This is a genomic window from Williamsia sp. 1135, from assembly GCF_002095395.1.
Classification (GTDB): Bacteria; Actinomycetota; Actinomycetes; order Mycobacteriales; family Mycobacteriaceae; genus Williamsia.
Map to the genome: position 1 here is coordinate 1 of NZ_MJEI01000074.1, position 19,111 is coordinate 19,111.

General features: G+C 64.1%; 17 protein-coding genes. 10 read left to right on the plus strand and 7 right to left on the minus strand.

From position 1 onward, the window contains the following. Window positions 1-1,956, plus strand: a 1,956-nt coding sequence (locus BFL43_RS06655; protein WP_143695148.1) for a DUF222 domain-containing protein, incomplete at its 5' end; no start/stop codon positions are given. On the opposite strand, the gene BFL43_RS06660 is transcribed toward BFL43_RS06655, so the two are convergent. Continuing rightward, complete coding sequence (locus BFL43_RS06660) at window positions 1,894-2,703, minus strand: ABC transporter ATP-binding protein (RefSeq protein WP_240498112.1); 810 nt, start codon at window positions 2,701-2,703, stop codon at window positions 1,894-1,896. The genes BFL43_RS06655 and BFL43_RS06660 overlap by 63 nt on opposite strands. Window positions 2,704-2,891: 188 nt before the next feature. On the opposite strand from BFL43_RS06660, the gene BFL43_RS06665 reads away from it, so the two are divergent. The 8 genes from BFL43_RS06665 (at window position 2,892) to BFL43_RS06700 (ending at window position 12,774) form a co-directional block, all read left to right on the plus strand. Then, window positions 2,892-3,923 (plus strand): ABC transporter substrate-binding protein, encoded by a 1,032-nt coding sequence (locus BFL43_RS06665; protein WP_206186627.1) that lies wholly within the window; start codon window positions 2,892-2,894, stop codon window positions 3,921-3,923. 31 nt (window positions 3,924-3,954) lie between these two features. Further along, on the plus strand, window positions 3,955-4,608 hold the full coding sequence (locus BFL43_RS06670; protein WP_206186628.1) for a hypothetical protein: 654 nt from the start codon (window positions 3,955-3,957) through the stop codon (window positions 4,606-4,608). Further along, on the plus strand, window positions 4,605-6,254 hold the full coding sequence (locus BFL43_RS06675) for an ABC transporter permease subunit (RefSeq protein ID WP_084891802.1): 1,650 nt from the start codon (window positions 4,605-4,607) through the stop codon (window positions 6,252-6,254). Before BFL43_RS06670 ends, BFL43_RS06675 begins: the two co-directional genes overlap by 4 nt. Beyond that, a complete protein-coding gene (locus BFL43_RS06680) occupies window positions 6,251-6,871 on the plus strand; it encodes an XRE family transcriptional regulator (protein WP_084891803.1) in 621 nt (206 codons plus the stop codon). The genes BFL43_RS06675 and BFL43_RS06680 overlap by 4 nt, the downstream gene beginning before the upstream one ends. After that, the gene (locus tag BFL43_RS06685; RefSeq protein WP_084891804.1) at window positions 6,868-7,983 is read left to right on the plus strand and encodes a mandelate racemase/muconate lactonizing enzyme family protein; all 1,116 of its coding nucleotides are present in this window, start codon (window positions 6,868-6,870) and stop codon (window positions 7,981-7,983) included. Before BFL43_RS06680 ends, BFL43_RS06685 begins: the two co-directional genes overlap by 4 nt. Beyond that, on the plus strand, window positions 7,980-8,831 hold the full coding sequence (locus tag BFL43_RS06690; protein WP_084891805.1) for an NAD(P)-dependent oxidoreductase: 852 nt from the start codon (window positions 7,980-7,982) through the stop codon (window positions 8,829-8,831). Before BFL43_RS06685 ends, BFL43_RS06690 begins: the two co-directional genes overlap by 4 nt. An 83-nt stretch (window positions 8,832-8,914) precedes the next feature. Further along, the gene (locus BFL43_RS06695) at window positions 8,915-10,285 is read left to right on the plus strand and encodes a 3' terminal RNA ribose 2'-O-methyltransferase Hen1 (RefSeq protein WP_346425949.1); all 1,371 of its coding nucleotides are present in this window, start codon (window positions 8,915-8,917) and stop codon (window positions 10,283-10,285) included. Further along, on the plus strand, window positions 10,282-12,774 hold the full coding sequence (locus BFL43_RS06700; RefSeq protein WP_084891806.1) for a polynucleotide kinase-phosphatase: 2,493 nt from the start codon (window positions 10,282-10,284) through the stop codon (window positions 12,772-12,774). Before BFL43_RS06695 ends, BFL43_RS06700 begins: the two co-directional genes overlap by 4 nt. Window positions 12,775-12,776: 2 nt before the next feature. Here BFL43_RS06700 and BFL43_RS06705 read toward each other — a convergent pair whose 3' ends face one another. Further along, the gene (locus BFL43_RS06705; protein ID WP_084891807.1) at window positions 12,777-13,772 is read right to left on the minus strand and encodes a helix-turn-helix domain-containing protein; all 996 of its coding nucleotides are present in this window, start codon (window positions 13,770-13,772) and stop codon (window positions 12,777-12,779) included. A 98-nt stretch (window positions 13,773-13,870) separates the two neighbouring features. Here BFL43_RS06705 and BFL43_RS06710 point away from each other — a divergent pair, with 98 nt between their 5' ends. After that, the gene (locus BFL43_RS06710) at window positions 13,871-14,713 is read left to right on the plus strand and encodes an NAD(P)H-dependent oxidoreductase (RefSeq protein ID WP_084891808.1); all 843 of its coding nucleotides are present in this window, start codon (window positions 13,871-13,873) and stop codon (window positions 14,711-14,713) included. Here the strand turns inward: BFL43_RS06710 and BFL43_RS06715 are convergent. The 5 genes from BFL43_RS06715 to BFL43_RS06735 form a co-directional block, all read right to left on the minus strand. Continuing rightward, the gene (locus tag BFL43_RS06715) at window positions 14,657-15,658 is read right to left on the minus strand and encodes a cytochrome d ubiquinol oxidase subunit II (RefSeq protein ID WP_084891809.1); all 1,002 of its coding nucleotides are present in this window, start codon (window positions 15,656-15,658) and stop codon (window positions 14,657-14,659) included. The two genes, BFL43_RS06710 and BFL43_RS06715, sit on opposite strands and share 57 nt — an antisense overlap. After that, on the minus strand, window positions 15,655-17,106 hold the full coding sequence (locus BFL43_RS06720) for a cytochrome ubiquinol oxidase subunit I (protein ID WP_084891810.1): 1,452 nt from the start codon (window positions 17,104-17,106) through the stop codon (window positions 15,655-15,657). Before BFL43_RS06720 ends, BFL43_RS06715 begins: the two co-directional genes overlap by 4 nt. 121 nt (window positions 17,107-17,227) lie before the next feature. After that, window positions 17,228-17,464, minus strand: a complete 237-nt coding sequence (locus BFL43_RS06725) for a hypothetical protein (RefSeq protein WP_084891811.1) — start codon at window positions 17,462-17,464, stop codon at window positions 17,228-17,230. 96 nt (window positions 17,465-17,560) lie between these two features. Then, window positions 17,561-18,427: an LLM class flavin-dependent oxidoreductase gene (locus BFL43_RS06730; RefSeq protein ID WP_084891812.1), complete on the minus strand. Its 867-nt coding sequence runs from the start codon at window positions 18,425-18,427 to the stop codon at window positions 17,561-17,563. A gap of 44 nt (window positions 18,428-18,471) precedes the next feature. After that, window positions 18,472-19,047 carry a hypothetical protein gene (locus tag BFL43_RS06735; protein ID WP_143695149.1) on the minus strand — a complete coding sequence of 192 codons (576 nt, stop codon included), beginning with the start codon at window positions 19,045-19,047 and terminating at the stop codon, window positions 18,472-18,474. Between the last annotated feature and the right edge of the window lie 64 nt (window positions 19,048-19,111).

Sequence of the window (19,111 nt, forward strand, 5' to 3'; positions counted from 1 at the left end):
TCCATCACCGGGATAACGCCGGCGATGTCGTTGCGGGCCAATGACTTGTTGGCCTCGATCGAGCGGGCGCTGACCGGGCAGGGTTATCTGGAATGGGCCCGCTACGCCTATGCCGCGGAGCTGCACCGCCAGCTCGAAGCCGAAAGCGTTGCTTCTCATGATTTCCTGCAGGACGCGTACGTCCAGGCCGCAGCCCGCCTGGCTCTGGCGAATCGGCTGTCTCAGACGGCAGCGGAAAGTCATCTCACCTGTGCGCTCGCGTTGCGGGACCGGTTGCCGAAGGTGGCACTGGCCCTCAAGCATGGTCTGGTGGCCTGGCATCACATCCCGAAGATCGTCTCTCGCACGGATTTGATCGAAGGCACCGACCATGCTGCCGACATCGACCGCGACATCGCAGAGAGTTTGCGCGGCAAGGGGTCGTGGTCGAGCAAGGCTATGCGGGACATGATCGATGCCACCATCTTCCGGCGCGATCCGGACCTGATCCGCGAAGACCGCAAGGACGCCAAAGACAAGCGTGGAGTCTGGAGCGAGGGTGAGCAGAACGGGATGGGCAGCCTGACTGCGACGTTGTCGGCTGAGCACACGGCGATCATCATGAAGCGGTTGGAGATGTTGGCGAAGTCGACCTGCCGGCGCGATCCGCGCAAGAAGGCTCAGCGGATGTCCGATGCGTTGTTCGCGATCACGATGGGCCGCGAGTTCGCGTGCTTGTGTGATGAGGACGACGAGCATCCCTGTGAAGCGGAGATCTGGCCGCTGGTCAAGACGCAGCAGATTGGTGGGGTCGACGTCAAAATTGTGCTCCATGCGATCGCGAATCAGTCCACGCTCGATGGTGAGGACGACGAGCCCGGCTACCTCGAAGGCCATGGCGTCATTTCCGCCGAACACGCTCGCGACCTCGCCAAGCAGGACTCGACCACAGTCCGGCCCACGGGCAACAAGACTCGACCAGCACCCAAGGCTGCGCCGGAGCCCACGCCAGAACCAGCGGAGACAGCGTCAGGGTCCGAAAAACCTGGTACCGCCGAGTTTTCAGGCCCGCAGGCGACGGCCGACCCGGGCGAGGATGTCACCAACGAATCCGAGGCCAGGCACTCCTCGAGCGACACCGAAGCAGAAACCGAACATGAGACCGTGGCCGAACGCGGTGTAGAGCCGGGCGGCACCGCACCGAATGATGGTGCGGCTCCTCACCAGCATGCGTCCGGGGGACACCCCGGTGCGGGTGCAGACGGTGCTTGCTCGTCATCGCAACCGAACCGCGCAGCCCGACGTGCGGCGAAGAAGGCCGCCACCACGACGATGAACATGCCCGCACCGCCGAAGGATCCCCGATTCGGATATCTCGACAACGTCGACTGGGATGCCGTCAAACCACCCGTCTTCCAAATGATCCCACTTCCGCCGGTCAAGCCCGGCGACCACTACCGACCCTCGGCGGTTCTGGATGCCTACCTTCGGATGCGCGACCTGTATTGCATGTGGCCCGGCTGCAACAAACCCGCCTGGTCCTCAGACCTCGACCACACCACCGAATACAACCACGAGAACCCCGCCGCCGGCGGCCATACGCACCCGACTGGGATGAAAGCGCTCTGCCGTTTTCACCACCTGCTGAAAACGCATTCGGACTGGCTCGATGACCAGTACATCGACAGCCGCGGACGAACCCGAACCGTGGTCATCACCCCTGAAGGACGTGTCTACGACGGTCCCGCCTGGACCGGCGACGACCTGTTTCCAGCGTTGCGAAACATTGAGTGGGAAGACGCGGCACCGGCGCCACCGCGCAGACGAAAACCGGAACCGGATCAACCAACCCGCACCCGGTCCAGAACCGAAGCCAAACATCAACGCCGACAACAAGAACGCAATCGCAACCGGCTACGCCGAGAGATTCTCGACAAAGCTTCGTCCGGATGGCCCGGCATCGAAGACAAGTCCTGACAAGTGATCTGTGAGGGCATGGAACTCGGGTGTGCGCATGATCTCCGGGGTGCGTGGCCGCGGCAGGTTGATCGGGACCATTTCGATGACCCGCCCGGGGCGGGGGCCCATCACTGCGACGACGTCGGACAGGAACACTGCCTCCGAGATCCCGTGGGTGACCATCATTGTGGTAGCAGGCTTCTCGGTCCAGATACGAAGCAGTTCGAGGTTCAGTCGCTGGCGGGTCATGTCGTCGAGAGCGCCGAATGGTTCGTCGAGGAGCAGGACCGACGGCGAGGTCGCCAGAGCCCTCGCGATGGCGACACGTTGACGCATGCCGCCTGACAACTGAGCGGGTTTCGCCTTCTCGAAGCCTTCGAGGCCGACGAGGTCGATGAGTTCCTGCAGCGCAGTGGGATCGGCCTTCATGCCCGCAACTTCCAGCGGCAGTCGGATGTTGGTCAGTACTGACCGCCAGGGCAACAGGGCAGAGTCCTGAAACGCGATTCCCAACTCGTGATCGCCCCGGACCTCCCGCGGTGAACGTCCTGTGACGAGAGCGTGCCCGGATGTCGGTTCCTCGAGTCCGGCAAGGATTCGCAAGACCGTCGACTTCCCGCATCCAGAGGGACCGATCAGGCTCAGAAAGCTTCCCTCCGAGGTCTGCAGGTCGACGGAATCGAGCGCGGTCATCTGCCCCGATCGTTGCGCGAAGGTCTTGGTCAAGCCTTTGATGTCTATCCCGGTGCCCAGTGGTCGCTGAATGGTGGGGGTGCGCACAGTCGTCTCCTCTGATGTCCGATCTTCCTCTGAGAAAACTGTAGGCCCACCGCTCGACGCCTGCAATCTCGTATATGACGTGTTCACAGGGTTTACACCACTTAACATTTGCGAAACTAATGACTGGCAATCTTCGTGTGGTCAAGATTTGAACGCACCGAGAAGGAGAAATCATGGACCGTCGCAAACTCATGCGGCTCGGCGCGATCGGGGTGGCAACTCTTGTCGCCGGCCCGATCATCGCCGCGTGTGGCAGTAGCTCGAGCGCTGATTCCGGTGGTTCCTCCGGTGAGATGGCCTACCAGCTCAGCTGGATCAAGAACTTTCAGTTCGCAGGGGAGTACCTCGCGGACTCCAAGAAGTACTACGAAGAGGCCGGACTGAAGGTCGAGCTGCTCGCGGGTGGCCCGAGCATCGCGGTCGATGCCGTCGCCGAGTCAGGGAAAGCCCTGGTCACGCAGAGCTCACCTGACTTCACCGCCAATGCCGTAGCGGCGGGTGCCGACCTGAAGATCATTGGGGCCAGCTACCAGCGCAGCCCCTTCTCGATCATCTCGACGAAGAATCCGATCCGGACGCCGGCAGATCTGGCCGGCAAGACCATCGGTATTCAGGCCGTCAACCAGGTTGCCTGGGAAGCGTTCCTGAAGATCAACAATATCGACCCGTCGACGTTCACCCAGGTTCCGGTTCAGCACGATCTGACACCGCTGGTGTCCGGAGAGGTGGATGGCTTCTGGGGTTATTCAAATGATGATGCCGTTCAGCTTCGTCAGCAGGGCAACGACATCACGGTGATGATGCTCGCCGACTTCGGATACCAATTACCAACGGGGACATACACGGTCAGAGCCGACACGCTCACCGACCCCGACAAACGGGCCCAAGTGGTCGCCTTCATGAAGGCCGACATCCGCGGCTGGCAGGATGCCATCGCGGATCCTGAGGCCGGCGCCAAACTCGCCGTTGATGTCTATGGCAAGGACAACGGACTCGATCTGGCAGGACAGACCGCTTCCTGTGTTGCCTCGAACGATCTGATGGTCACAGACGAGACCAAGGCCAACGGATTGTTCACGATGTCGCCCGAGCTCCAGAAGAGTTCGCTCGAAACCCTTGCAGCGGGCGGTATAGCGGCAGATCCCGATCTCTTCGACATGAGCATCCTCGAAGAGATTTACGCCGACGGACCCACCATTTCCTGACCCGCCACATATACAGAATCGAAGATGCGAAATGCCTGAATACGAACAGAACAGCGACATCTGGAGCCGCGCCGTGACGATCGGCGGTCATCGGGTCGACGAGGTCCGATCGGTGCTCCAGAAGTCGATCCGCCGCGGACTCGTGGAGGAGGCGGCCGTCGCCGCGTATGAACTGTTCCGGACCGGGCCGGCCACCGAGGAGTTGCTGTGGCGCCGGCTGGAGATCATTGCGGTGGAGGACGTGGGTGACGGATTGCCGGGCGCGCCGGCAGTGCTGCACGCGATGAACGAGCAGCGCACCCGCCAGACCACCGATCTCGAGCGCTGGATGTATTCGGCGCACGCTGTGCGGATCCTGGCATCTGCGGCGAAGGACCGCAGCACCATGGAACTGGCCATCGCGGTCGCTACATCGGTGGACTCAGGTGACCGCGGCGTGCAGGTGCAAGACCGCCACGTCGACCACCACACGCGGCGCGGTGTCGGACTGGGGCGCGACACCGACTTCTGGTGGGCAGCAGGAGGATATCGGCTGAACAACGAGATCAACCCGGACGGGTCACCGTGGTCGGCCGAGGTTCGCACCCTCCTCGGCGGTAACGGACACGAACCGGCGGAAGAAGCCCGCTTCGACGCCGCCTTCGCGGACGACGACGTCGACGACGCCCTTCGGTCCATGTCGTGAGAGAGCGTCTGCTCAGATCTCCGAAGCTCGCCACCTGCGCCGGGGTCGTGCTGCTGCTGGTGCTCTGGCAGATGCTCCCGCTGCTCTCGCTCGATGCAGGTGGGACCATCCCGGGTCCACTCGAGATCGTTGCTCAGATTGGCGATGACGGACCGGATCTCTACCTGACGAACGCGTGGGCGACGCTGTCGGCCGCTGCGGCCGGCTACTTGTGGGGAAACCTCTTCGCGATCGCCCTGGCGCTGGTGGCGCTGACCGTGCCCATGGTGGCCAAGCCCATCATGCAGATCGGAGTGTTCAGCTACTGCCTGCCCATCGTCGCGGTGGGACCGCTGTTCGCCGTCGTCTTCGAAGAGGGCGTCGCCCGGGTGGTGCTGGCAGGCCTGTCGGTCTTCTTCACCACTCTGGTGGCAGTCAGCACCGGTCTGCGCGCAGCCGACCGGACCAGTCTTGATCTGGTCACCGCATACGGCGGCGGACGCTGGATGCTCCTACGCAAGGTGCGGGTCGTGGCGTCGCTCCCGTCGGTGCTCACTGGCCTGCAGATCGCCGCGCCCGCTGCTCTCCTGGGCGCCATCATCGGCGAATACATCGGCGCCGATTCGGGATTGGGGGTGCTGATGATCAGTTCCCAGCAGTCCATGCAGATTCCCCGAACCTGGGCCGTTGCTCTGCTGGGTGCTCTCATCGCTGGTGTGGTCTATGCAGTGCTGGGGCTGGCCGGCCGAAAGTTGTTGCCGTGGGCCGGCAGTCTGACCGCCGCGGCCAGTGCACCCGTCAGTGCCGGACCCCTGACAGCGCAGGCACGGCCCGCGTGGTTCCGGGCCGGGGCGTCCGCACTCGCCGCCGTGGCCGGCGTCGCTGCCGTACTGCTGGTCTGGGTCGCGTTCCTGAAGATCACCGGGGTCTCGTCCTTCATCGGTCGGTCGCCGTCCGATGTGCTGACGTTCTTGACCACAACGCCGACGACCGGTGACGACACGCGTGGCGATCTGATCTCACTTGCCGCGCTGACGACCCGGGATGCGTTTCTGGGACTGGCATTCGGCGTGAGCGGCGCCTTGATCGTGGCGGCCGTGTTCGCCGTGTCGGACGTCGTACGCTCGATGTTCAGTGCCATTGTGCTGTCGCTGCGTTCGGTACCGATGATCGCGATGGCACCGCTGATCGTCTTGGTCGCCGGACGGGGTGTGGGCAGCGTGGTGGTCATCGGCGGGCTGGTTACGTTCTTCCCCACGTTGGTCATGGTGCTCGACGCACTGCAGCGTGTTCCCAAGGATTCATCTGATCTGATGGCCGCGTTGGGGGCTGGGCGCTGGAGAACACTTGTCACCGTGCAATTGCCGATGGCGGTCACGGCATTGTTGGCGTCGTTGCGGATCGCTGCACCCCTGGCGTTCACGGGTGCGCTGCTCGCGGAGTGGCTGGCGACAGGACAAGGGCTGGGCTACGACATGATCTTGTCGATGACCACGGCGCGCTACGACATGTTGTGGGCGGAGGTGGTCATCGTCACCGCTCTGTCCCTGCTGGTTTTCGCCGGCGTCGGGCTTCTCGACCGGTGGGCGGCGAGAATGTATGCCGGTGGCCCGGTCCGTGTCGTCGAGACCAGAAGCAGCGTCGCCAAACAGGAGGTCATGGCATGAGTACCAACGGCGAGGCGACCGGCCCGGGGATGGGCGAAACTATCCGCACCATGAGACAGGTGCAGGGACTGACGCTGGTGCAGCTCGCGAAACTCTCCGGGCTGTCCAATCCCTTCTTGAGCCAGGTCGAACGTGGCAAGGCGCAGCCGAGCATGGACTCGCTCCGCCGGATCGCGGAGGGGCTCGGAACCACCATCGCAACACTCACGGCCAGCGCACATGCCTCCACTGATGACACGGACATCTGCATCGTGCGTTCGGACGACCCCCTGGTGATCATCCGCGACGAGGGCTACACCCGACCGCTTGCCCGCGGCACCCGCGAGCTCAACCCGCTGGAGTTCTTGGTGACCTCCGACGCCTATGAGGATGTGTACTGGCGACACGCGGTCGCAGAGTTTCTCTACGTTCTCTCCGGAAGCCTCATCGTCGATCTTGCAGACAAGGGAATTCATCAACTGGCGAGCGGCGATTCGCTGTACATACCCGGTGCTCTCGACCATCGCTGGCGGATCCAGGGGAAGTGGCCTTCCCGAGCACTGGTCGTGCAGGCCGGGCCCCACGACGACGCCGACCTGGAAGCACGGACGACCACCCATGAAACGAGGTTGCCATGAGAATCACCGAGGTCACCCCTCTCCCGTTGAGGTGCTCCAGCGCGAACGGGCCGATGACCTTCTTCGTGGTGCGTATCTCGACGGATACTGGACTGGTGGGCTACGGAGAAGCGTGCGATTGCTTCGGAATCTCCTATCCCACGGTGCATTCGGCCATCGTCGAAGCCGCCTTCGCGCCGCGGCTCGTCGGACGGGATCTCGAGGCTGTCGAACCGTTGATCGACGACCTCAGGAGCGCCACCCGCCGCGAGCTCGGCGAGTCGTGGTCGGCAGGGCAGGCACGCAGCGCCGTCGAGATCGCGTTGTGGGATTTGGTCGGGCAGCAGCGCAAGCGTTCGATCTCGACGTTGCTCGGGCGGGTCAGGGACTCGGTACGGGTCTATGCCGGCTCCAGCCCGTTCCTCGACGACCACCCAGGCCAGTTCCACGTCGATCAGTTGGCACCGATGCTCGAGCGCGGTGTCCGCCACGTCAAGCTCCGCACAGGACCTCGCCCTGATGTCGCTGTCGATGTGTTGGCCGACATCCGCCGGCTGCTCGGTCCCGACATCGAGATCATGGTGGACGCCTCGGAGTCACTCGATCTGCCGACTACGGCACGCCTCAGCGACCGGATGTCAGACCTGGATGTTCGCTGGCTCGAAGAGCCGTTCCTGCAGAGCCGCCACGGTGGGTATCGGCAGGCTGCAGGCCGCAGCCGGATCCCGATCGCGGCGGGAGAGCACGTCTTCGGACACGACGAAGCAATCGCCGCGCTGACGGCCGGCGAGATCTCGGTGATACAGCCGGATCCGTGTATCTCCGGCGGATTCTCCGAGGCGCGGGCGATTGCTGCCACAGCTCGGGCATTCGGCGCCCGGGTGGTGGTGCACTACCACGCCGGTGTCATCGGACTTGCCGCAGCGCTACAGTTCTCGGCTTCGACCCCGTCCGTCGATCTACTGGAGTTCCCCATCCACATCGACACCGTCCTGCGCACGCAGACCGGCACCGACGACTGGGGCATCGCAGCGATAGAGGACGGACGGCTGCCGATCCCCGACGCACCGGGACTCGGGGTAACCCCCCTCGCGGCGGCTCTCGACATGACGGTCACGGGTCACGCCGCATGAGAGTGGCAGTCACCGGTTCTCGCGGCAAGGTCGGGTCGGAGATCGTCCATGCGCTGTGTGCCCACGGTCACGACGTGGTCGGCTTCGACATCACACGTCCGGTCTATGACTCGGCGGGCGCCGGATACGTGCAGGCTGATGTGACCGATGCCGGCGACATGTTTGCCGCCATCAGGGATTTCGATGCGGTGGTGCACACTGCCGGAATCCCCGAACCGACCAAGAACGTCGCCCACCGGGTCTTCTCCGCCAACATCATGGGCACGTTCAACGTGATCGAGGCCGCGATCGCAGCGGGCGTCCCACGTTTGATCAACATCTCGAGCGACAGCGTGCCCGGATACACCTGGTCCAGCGGAATGATTCGAGCCCGCAGCTATCCGATCGACGAGACGGATCCGGTGACCCCGGTCGATCCCTACGCACTCTCGAAGTACTTCGGTGAGCAGCTTTGTGATTCGGCCTGTCTGCGCTCACCGATGACCGCGGTCTCGATCCGCGCGACCTGGGTGATCACGCCCGACACCTACGAGTCCGAACTGGGCCCCCTCATCCGAGACCCCTCTGTCACCACCGCTGTGTTCCGGTCGTACCTCGACGTCCGCGATCTCGCCGACCTGGTGTGCATGGCTGCGGAAACCAACACTCCTGGACACGAGGTGATGTTCGCCGCCGCTGCAGACAACATCGGTGGACACCCCACCAAAGAAGCCCTTGAGCAGCACCATCCGGACGTGCGGGTCAAGCGGATCGATCGGGTGGATGCCGGTGGATTCTCGCTGAAACGCCCGTATGAGCTCTTCGGCTGGGAACCGAAGAGGTCCTGGCGTGATCACCTCAGCGAGTAAATGACTGGGACGCGCCCCACCCTTACGTCAGACTGTCCTGATGCTGTTGACCATCTCCGCCGCACGTTCGCCTGGCCTTTGCAGTGCCGAGCGATCTGGGCTTCCTCCTGCACAAGCATCCGGAGAAAGTGCAACCGTTCAACGTGTACGGAGGCACAGCGCACGTCTTCTACCCCGAGGTCACCGACGACCGGTGCACCATCGCGATGGTGCTCGAGGTCGACCCGGTCGCGCTGGTACGCGGGCGGTCTGGCTCGAACGACGGATTCGCACTGGGACAGTATGTGAACGACCGTCCGTTCGTGGCGTCGTCGCTGCTGTCGGTGGCTATGGGAAAGGTGTTCCGCTCGGCGCTGAACGGGCACTGCGCGGCGCGTGCAGATCTGGTCGACACTGAGTTACCGCTGACCATCACATTGCCTGCGGTTCCGGGTGAACCGGATGTCGTGCGCCGGCTGTTCGAGCCGATGGGCTGGACGGTCTCCGCGGCACCGATTGAATTGGATGCCACCAGGCCTGGGTGGGGCGACGCGCCGTTGGTCTCTCTGACGCTCGAAGGCCCGATGCGCGTGACTGACGCGCTGAACCACCTCTACGTCCTGCTGCCCGTGCTCGATGACGCGAAGCACTACTGGGTCGACGACGCTGAGGTCGACAAGCTGGTCAGGGCAGGATCGGGATGGCTGGCGACGCACCCGGAGCGTGAACTCATCACGCATCGCTACCTCGCGCACCAGCGCGGGCTGAAAGATGCTGCGACCCAGCGGCTGATCGAACTGGATGACAGGCCCGTCGACGAGGCAGTGCAGGACGAGGAGTCTACTGTGCCGCGGCCGCTGGTCCGCCTGCGTCACGATGCGGTCCTCGAGGTCGTGCGTGAGCTCAGGCCGGCATCCATCGTCGACCTCGGTTGCGGTCCCGGCGCCCTGCTGGGCTCGTTGCTCGAACTGCAGGGGGTGGTGAAGGTGATCGGCACAGAAGTGTCGGACACCTCGCTCACGAAGGCCGCGAAGCGGTTGCACGTGGCGGAGATGACCGAGCGGCAATCGGATCGGCTGTCGTTGCTGCTCTCATCACTGCAGTACGAGGACGATCGACTCGAGAACCTCGACCTGGCGATCCTCATGGAGGTCATCGAGCACATCGACCTCGATCGGCTGCCGGCTGTGGTGGCCAACGTGTTCGGCGCGATGCGACCACGTCATGTCGTGGTCACGACACCCAACGCCGAGTACAACGTGCATTATCCGGCGTTGTCGGGAGGCGGATTTCGGCACCCCGATCACCGCTTCGAGTGGACCCGCGGTGAGTTCACCGGGTGGGCGGGATCGGTCGGCGAGGCCTACGGTTACGACGTCGTTGTGCGACCTGTGGGTGACCTCGATGACGAGGTCGGCTCACCGACGCAGATGTCTGTGTTCAGTCGGCGCGCCGACTCGGGGGTCAGCGCATGAGCGAGTTGAGCATTCCCGAACTGTCTCTGGTCGTTCTCGTCGGTACGAGCGGGTCGGGCAAGTCGACGTTCGCCGCCGATCACTTCGCGTCGACGGAAGTGGTGTCCAGCGACGCCTGCCGCGCGATGGTCTCCGACGATCCGAACGACCAGGCCGCGACGTCGGACGCGTTCGCCCTGCTCGAGTTCATCGCGGGCAAACGCCTCGATCGTGGTCGTCTGACGGCGATCGATGCGACCAACGTGCAGCCCTCGTCCCGAAAGTCGTTGCTCGCGCTGGCCAAGGACCACGACGTGCTGCCGGTGGCGATCGTCTTGGACCTGCCACCCGCGGTGGCGTTGGAGCGCAATGTGTCTCGACCTGGCCGGGACTTCGGCGCCCACGTGATCAAGCGTCAGCACGATCAATTGCGGCGGTCCCTGCGCAGCCTCAAACGCGAGGAATTTCGCACGATCCACGTGCTGGACTCGGCCGAGGCCGTCGCGGAGGCGTCGATCGTTCGAACCAGGCTGTTCAATGATCAGCGTGACCAACATGGTCCGTTCGATGTGATCGGCGACGTACACGGATGTCGCGCGGAACTGGAAACGTTGCTCACCTCCCTGGGCTACCTGATCACGCGCGACGACAGCGGTCGCCCGGTCGACGCGTCGCACCCGGCCGGTCGGCGAGCGGTCTTCGTCGGCGATCTGGTGGATCGTGGACCGGACTCCGCAGGCGTGCTCCGTCTGGTGATGGGGATGGTCCGAAGTGACAGTGCGCTCTGTGTATCGGGCAATCACAAAGCGAAACTCGTTCGTGCGCTGGGGCGAAAAGACGTCAAGCCAACCCATGGTCTGCAGGAGACACTCGATCAGCTTGCAACCGAGGACGAGTCGTTTGTCAGCTCGGTACGTCGGTTCTGCGACGGGCTCGTCGCTCACTATGTGCTCGACGACGGCAAACTAGTTGTCGCGCACGCCGGTCTGAAGGAGAAATACCACGGTCGGGCGTCGGGTCGGGTGCGGGCGTTCGCCTTGTACGGCGACACCAGCGGTGAAACCGACGAGTTCGGGATGCCGGTTCGTTACCCGTGGGCCGATGACTACCGTGGTTCGGCAATGGTGCTGTACGGGCACACCCCGGTGCCGGAGACCGAGTGGATCAACAACACGTGCCTGGACACCGGTTGTGTGTTCGGCGGTAGCTTGACCGCGCTGCGCTATCCAGAACGCGAGGTCGTCTCGGTGCCGGCGACAACCACATACTACGAACCGGTGCGTCCGCCGGCTCCGCCGGAACGTGATCCGGAGGTCTTGACCCTGACCGACATCCTCGGTCACCGCGTGATCGAAACCCGGCACATGGGGCGCCTGTCGCTGCGTGAGGAGAACGCGGCCGGCGCTCTGGAAGGGATGAGCCGGTTCGCGATTGCCCCTGCGCAGCTGATCTACCTGCCGCCGACGATGTCGCCGGTTGACAGCTCGTCGCGGGACGGCGTCCTCGAGCATCCGGACGAGGCCTTCAGTCACTACGCGAAGCGGGCTGTCGACCGCGTCATCTGCGAGGAAAAGCACATGGGGTCGCGCGCCATCGTGCGCGTCGCCGCCGACGGAACCGGCGTCATCTATTCTCGGACCGGCCGGGCGTTCTTCGATGCCGACCGGCAGGCGGTGGTGTTGACGCGGATCGCTGATGCCCTTGCCAGAGCTGGTATCTGGACAGAACTTGCGGCAAGCTGGTTGCTGCTGGACACCGAGATGCTGCCGTGGACGGCAAAGGCCGAGGCCATGGTCCGCAGTCAGTACGCAAAGGTCGGTGCGGCCGCCACGACCTCGCTTCCCGCCGCAATCGACGTGCTCGAGGCTGCCGCGGCTCGCGGCGCCGACGTCGGAGATCTGCTCGCTCGAACGCGGTCGCGGGCCGTCAACGCCGAGCGCTTCGTCGACTCATACCGCCGCTACGTGCAGCCGATCGACAACCCGCTGGGCATTCAGGTGGCACCCTTTCAACTACTCGCCAGTGACGCGGGCACATACGAGACGCGGGACCACCTTTGGCACCTCGAGATCGTAGATCGCTTGGTGGACAACGACCCTGAATTGTTCAGGACCACCAGGCGAATCCTGGTCGAGACCACCGACGGGACATCGTGTGCGGCAGGAGTGGCGTGGTGGGACGACCTCACCTCAGGCGGTGGCGAAGGCATGGTCGTCAAGCCGCTCAGCAATCTGGTTCGCGGCCCGAAAGGCCTGGTACAGCCGGGACTCAAGGTCCGTGGACCAGAGTATCTGCGCATCATCTACGGCGCCGACTACACCGACCCGAACACACTGGCCCGGCTCAAGCAGCGCAATCTCGGCCACAAGCGGTCGATGGCTCTGCGCGAGTACGCCCTTGGACTTGAGGCTGTCAGTCGTGCCGTTGCAGGCGAACCGGTTTGGCAGGTCCACCAGTGTGTGTTCGGTGTTCTCGCCATGGAGTCAGAACCCGTCGATCCGCGGCTCTGACCCTAGAGGTCACCCGGAACACCCCTGAACGTCGCCCGGTACGCACTCGGTGGCACACCGACCACGGACTGGAAGTGTTGGCGTAGGGCGGCTGCGGTGCCGAGTCCTGAGGCGGCCGCGACCCGGTCGATGGGGAGGTCGGTCTGTTCGAGCAGTTCACGGGCGTGGTCGAGGCGCTGCGCGGTGAGCCACTGCATGGGTGAGAGCCCGGTTTCCTCACGAAATCGTCGGGTGAAGGTGCGCGTGCTCATCGCGCTCACGGCGGCCAGATCGGTGAGGCCGATCGGCTGGTCTAGCCGTTCCAGCGCCCAGGCTCGCGCAGCCGCGGTCACGGCGCTCCGCGGATCCGGTACGAGACTCTCGATGTACTGGGCCTGACCACCTTCGCGGTGTGGGGGCGTGACCGTCCCGCGTGCGACGTCGTTGGCCACTGCCGACCCGTGGTCCGTTCTGACCATGTGCAGGCACAGGTCCAGGCCGGCAGCTACCCCGGCAGACGTCAGCACGTTGTCACAATCGGTGAACAGCACGTTGGGGTCGAGGGTGACGTGGGGGAACAAACGTCGGAAGTCGTCGGTGGAGCGCCAATGGGTGGTCGCTCGCCGCCCATCCAGCATCCCTGCCGCGGCCAATACGAAAGAGCCTGTGCAGATGGACGCCATTCGGGTTCCCGGGCGAATGAAGCTGAGGGCCTCCGCGAGGTTCTGGTCGATTCGACCCTGGGTGGGGGCGGCGTAGTCCTCATCCGAAGCAGGAATGACCACGGTGTCAGCGGAGGCCAGATACTCGGGGCCCTTGAGGATTTCGACTGAGAAGTCGGTGTCGGTGCGTATCAGCCCGGGCGCCGGGGTGACCGTGATGACGTCGTACAGGGGTGTGACGCCGCGGGACCGTGCCTGTCCGAAGATGCGATGCGGAATCCCGAGTTTCAGCGGGATGAGCCCGTCTCGTGCGAGAACCACGACGCGATGGCGAGGCGGGGCCGAGTGCGTAGGCATGGCTCGATCGTTGCACATGTTGTCCCGCGGGCCACTCGCACGCGATGTGCTGCCGGCCCAGACTGGAGACACCGGCTCACCGAAGGAAGGAAACGCCGATGAAGGTGCTGTGGGTGTTCGCCCATCCGGAGCAGGCGTCCCTCAGTGGCGCTCTGTTCGCCGAAGGCAGGGAAGCGCTGAGGGATTCGGGGCACAGGATCGAGACATCGGATCTGTACGCGATGAAATGGAAAGCTGCTGTCGACGCAGACGACTACGAGAACCCAGGCGATGAGAACCAAGGCGATGGGCGACTCGTGGTCACGCAGGCGTCGCGCCAGGCCTATGAGCGTGGACTGCTGAGCCCTGATGTTCGGGCCGAGCTCGCGAAACTCGCGTGGGCGGACGTGATCGTCGTGCAGTTCCCGCTGTGGTGGTACAGCGTTCCGGCCATTCTCAAAGGCTGGTTCGATCGGGTCTTCGTGAAGGGGTTCGCCTACGGGGTGGGCGATCCCGCACATCCCGGTAGGACGCTGCGGTACGGCGACGGCGCACTGGCCGGTAAACGGGTCCTGACAGTCGTGACCATCGGCAGCCCCGAGAAAGCGCTCGGCCCGCGGGGCATCAACGGGCAACTCGACCAGCTGTTGTTCCCATTGCTCCACGGCACGTTCTGGTATGTCGGTCTCACCGTACTCGACCCGGTGTGTGTATTCGGCGCAGACAGACTGAGCAACAGTGGGTTCCAGGCGGCGGCGGAGCTGCTGCGGACCCGCCTGGCGGGCATCGCGACCGCGGAACCCATTCCATACCGATATCAGAACCGCGGCGACTACGACGACGACCTGGTCCTGTTGCCTGATCATGCTGCAGGCAGAACGGGTCTCGGGGTCCACGTCGATCAGTCAGCCCTCTTCGGGCAAGAGGTTTCTCCGGTCGAGCACGTAGAGCAGACCGAGTGACGGCAAGACGAGGAGTCCAGCCGCGATCGTCGCTATCAGCAAGGCGCCGAGGGTGCCGGAGGGTGCGGCAGCCTCGCTGACAGTGACACTTTCGGGCAGCAGATAGGGAGTTTGCGCGACGCCGAAGGCGACCATCGCGGCGCCCACTGCCGCGTACGACAGCCATTGCGGGAAACGGTTGTCTCGCCGAATGATCAGCACGAGTGACGCGACACCGCACAGCCCGGACAGAATCATCAGGGGGAGAGCCCTGGACGTCAGACCGTCGAACAGATACGTGGCGTACTCCCGCAGCACGAAGATGCCTGCTGTGAAAGCGATTCCGGCAACGATGGCTGCACCGATGGCACGCTTGCGGAAGTACTCTGTCATCTCGTCGTCGCCGAGCCGGTGAGCATCACAGATGAGATTGACCGCGGCGAGATATGCCGCGACGATCACGGCGAGAACCCCGCCGAGGATGGATACCGGGTTCATCCAGCTCGCGAACGGATCACCGGCCCGGCCGCCTGGCGGAACGTGCCCGGATGCGATCGAACCGATCACGGCTCCGAGGCAATACGGGACGAGGACCGACGACGCCGCGAACATTGCACCGAAGGTGCGCTGGTCGCGGGTGCGCAGGACTGCTTTCCGAAACGCAAAACTCGACCCGCGGAGCACGATCCCGAACGCGGCGATGGACAGCGGCACGAACAACGTCAGCGTGATCGATGCGTACACCTGAGGAAACGCGGTCCACAGCACCACGAAACTGAAGATCAGCCAGACGTGATTGGCCTCCCACACCGGCCCGATGGAACGGTCGATGAGCTCACGGGGCCGTGCGCCTTTGCGGGTCCCTCCTGCGACGAGGTCCCAGAATCCGGCCCCGAAGTCGGCGCCACCGAGCATCGCGTAGGCCACGATGCCGATCATCAGGACGATCGCGATCAGCGAACTCATCGGTCGGGCACCGTCGGAGCGGGTTCCGATTCATCGGCCCCGGAGGCATCACTCGGTCCGTACGGAACACCGACGTCGTCCTCGGTCTGCTCGGCCTCATCGGCAGCGCGGAACCGCTTGGTCATGTGCCTGAGCACCAGAATCGTCGTGACGCCGAGAGCCAGGTAGATCACGAACACCGCGATGAACGTGAGCCACACGCTGGTGTTGGCGGTCGCCGCGTCCTCGACCTTCATGAAGTTGTAGACGATCCACGGTTGCCTGCCGACTTCGGAGACGATCCAGCCCGCCTCCATGGTGATCACGGCCAGGACTCCGCAGCACGCCGCGATCCGCAGGAACCACTTGCTCTGCGGCATGTCTTTCCTGAAGACCCAGCAGGCGGCGTACCAGAGCGCAATCAGCAACAAGAACGAACCGAGACCCACCATCACATCCCAGGCCAGATGCACCACGTTGGCCTGGTGAAAGGAAGGGCGGTCGCCTTCGGGGAAACTCTTCAATCCCTGTACGACGGTGGACGTGCCAGATGAGGGATCGGACAGGATCGACGCCACCCCTGGTATCGGGATCCCGCCGCGCACGTTGCCGTCCTCGTCGAGGTAGCCGAGCAATGTCTCCGGCACGTCGCTGCTGGTTTCGGGGACGATTTCCATCGCCGCGAACTTCATGGGCTGATTGGTGTACACCCACCGGGCCAGGGCGTCCCCGATGGCCATTTGCGGGACCATCGCCGCGCTCGCGACCGTGAACGGGATGATGAATCCGATGCGGTGATAGCGGTCGCGTCTGCCGCGGAGCATGCCGACCGCGTAGACGGACGCAACCAGGAATCCGCCGACGACGTAGGCGGCCACGATCATGTGCGCCGACTGCAACGGCATCGACTTGTTGAAGATGACTTCGAGCGGGTCGACCTCCGTCACATTGCCGGCGGCGTCGAGTGTGAATCCGGACGGCGTGTTCATCCAGGCATTGGCGGCGATGACGGATGCGCTGCCCAGGACGCCGGACAGGACGATGGGAATCCCGGTGATGAAGTGTGTCCAGGGCTTCAGCCGTTTCCAGCCGTAGATGTAGATGGCCACGAAGATCGCTTCGAGGAAGAAGAACAAACCTTCGAAGGCAAACGGTATCCCGAACGCCTCGCCCCATTTGCCCATGAATCGTGGCCAGAGCAAACCGAATTCGAACGAGAGGACCGTCCCGGTCACCGCGCCGACGGCGAAGGTCACCGCCATGTACTTCGACCATCGCTGGGCGAGCCGCATCGCGTCGGCATCTCCGTGACGGATGCCGCGATAGTTCGCGATGAGCGTCATGAACGCCCACGAGACCCCGAGCGGAACCAGGATGATGTGGAACGCCAGGGTGAAGGCCATCTGCGAGCGTGCCCAGGGGAGGGGGTCGACCGTCGGCAATGCCAGGACGAGTTGCGACGTGCTCACGACCGGGTCCTCCCGTTCCCGCGCAGACCGATCTGGGCGGACAGGATGTTTCTAACATGAACTGCTTCGGCGCGCCGGATGTCGCAATTTTCGGGGGTGAAGCCTCGCCGACGGGCAGCCGTCAGCGACCCGGGAGCACGTCGCTGACAGGAGTGTTCTGCCCCGCGGCGAGCCACCAGCGGTCGTCATGCTTGACGAGCACGTACATCGTCATCTCGGAGAACCCCTCGGGATCGTCTGCCCCGTCGGCCAGTGATGCCTGCCGTCTGATCTGCGCCACCACGACATCTGGCGCAGGTGAGATCCGCTGTACGAGCTCGAATCGCGACGGGGGAGCCACGGCGATTTCGCCGCCCATCATCGAACGATGGATCGAGTTGAGGTCGGTGTATCCCTGCAGAACCCGACCTTTCGGAGAGCCCCAGAGGAGATCGTCGGCAAAGTCAAGCCCCGTCTATCGCGGGTTGAACCCGCGCTCGGCAAGCGCGTCCAACATCTTCACCGAACCTCGGAACGGATCGCCGTCTCGCGGCCAGTGGATGATCACGTCGGTGAAGCCGAGTTCGCCCGCACGTCCGACCAGTTCGTCGAACGAGTCGAGGCTGGACAAGGAGAACTGCGGCGAGGCATCGACATTGAGATAGCGATCGAAGGTCGAAGAGTCGCGGCCTTTTCGTTCCAGCGCTTCCTCGAGCACCTCGCAACTGCGAGCGACACCGGTAAACCACTCGTCGAGCGTCTCGGATTTCACGCCGGTCGTCATCCAGGCGTCGCCGTGCTCGACGGCGAATCGAACGGAGCGAGGGCCGTTTCCCGCCAGGATGAACGGAACCCGCTTGCGGACCGAACCACCGACGAGCCTCATGTTGCGGGCTTGGTAATACTCGCCATCGGCACTGACGTGGTCCTCGTCGAGCAGCCGGTCGAGGAGCAGCGTGAACTCCTGGAAGCGGTCCACCTTCTGCTTCGCCGTCATCGGGGGCTCACCTTGCAAGCCATCGTCGGGGGTGCCGCCGGCACCAAGACCCAGCAACAGCCGATCGCCGGCGATGTCGAGGAGGGTCTCGACCTCACGTGAAAACGACACCGGGTGCCGAAAGTTCGGGGACACGACAAACGAACCGAGCTTGAGTTTCGAGGTCACCAGCGCCAGAGCGGCCATCGTCGGCACGCTGGAAAACCATCGCGCTTCAGGCAGACCGCCCCAGACGAGGTGGTCGAACACCCACCCGTGGTCGAAGCCCATTTCCTCGACGCGTTCCCACTTAGGGTGCGCCTCGTGCCACGACTGGTCCGGCAGAATCGAGATCCCATAACGCATTTGGCGAGCCTAGCCGGATCCCGAGACGGATCGGGGGTACGGGGTCAGCGAGGCGGCTGGTTCTGATTCGTGTGTCGCCCACGCGGGTCGTCGGAGTGGGGAACAGGTCCGCCGTTCACCGGGCCGCGGGGCCCGCCCGGTTGCTGCACAGGTCCACCCTGTGCGGATCCGGGCTGGAGGTTGACGCCCTGCCTGTTGCCGTGCTGGTCATTGTTGCCGGCCTGATTGGGGTTGCCGCTGTTCGGGTCGTGCTGGTCGCCTTCGTGGCGACCCGACCGCTTCACGTCGGGATCGAGCCGGTCGGCTCGCTGGAACTCGGCGTCCAGCTTTTCGCGAGATGACGCGGCCTCACCCTGTTGCGCTTGAGCCTCGTGCTGCAGGCGCTTCGCCTCGGCGGCTTTCGCCTCGGCATCGGCCTGCGCGCGCCGTGACTTGGCTGCCGCTTCCTCGGCGATGGCCTCGCGCCGCTGCACGTCGTTGACCTGCTGGGAGGCCTCAACGCGGATCCGCTCGGCCTCGACACGCTTTTGCGCCCGACGCTTACGGGTCAGGAGCAGCGCCAGAGCGAGCAATAGGAGGACGACAACGACGACTATCACGATCACAACTGCTGTGTTCACGATCAGCTCCAGACATGTTGATGTTGAGCAGGGGGTACCCCGAGGGAGTGACGGCAAACACAAA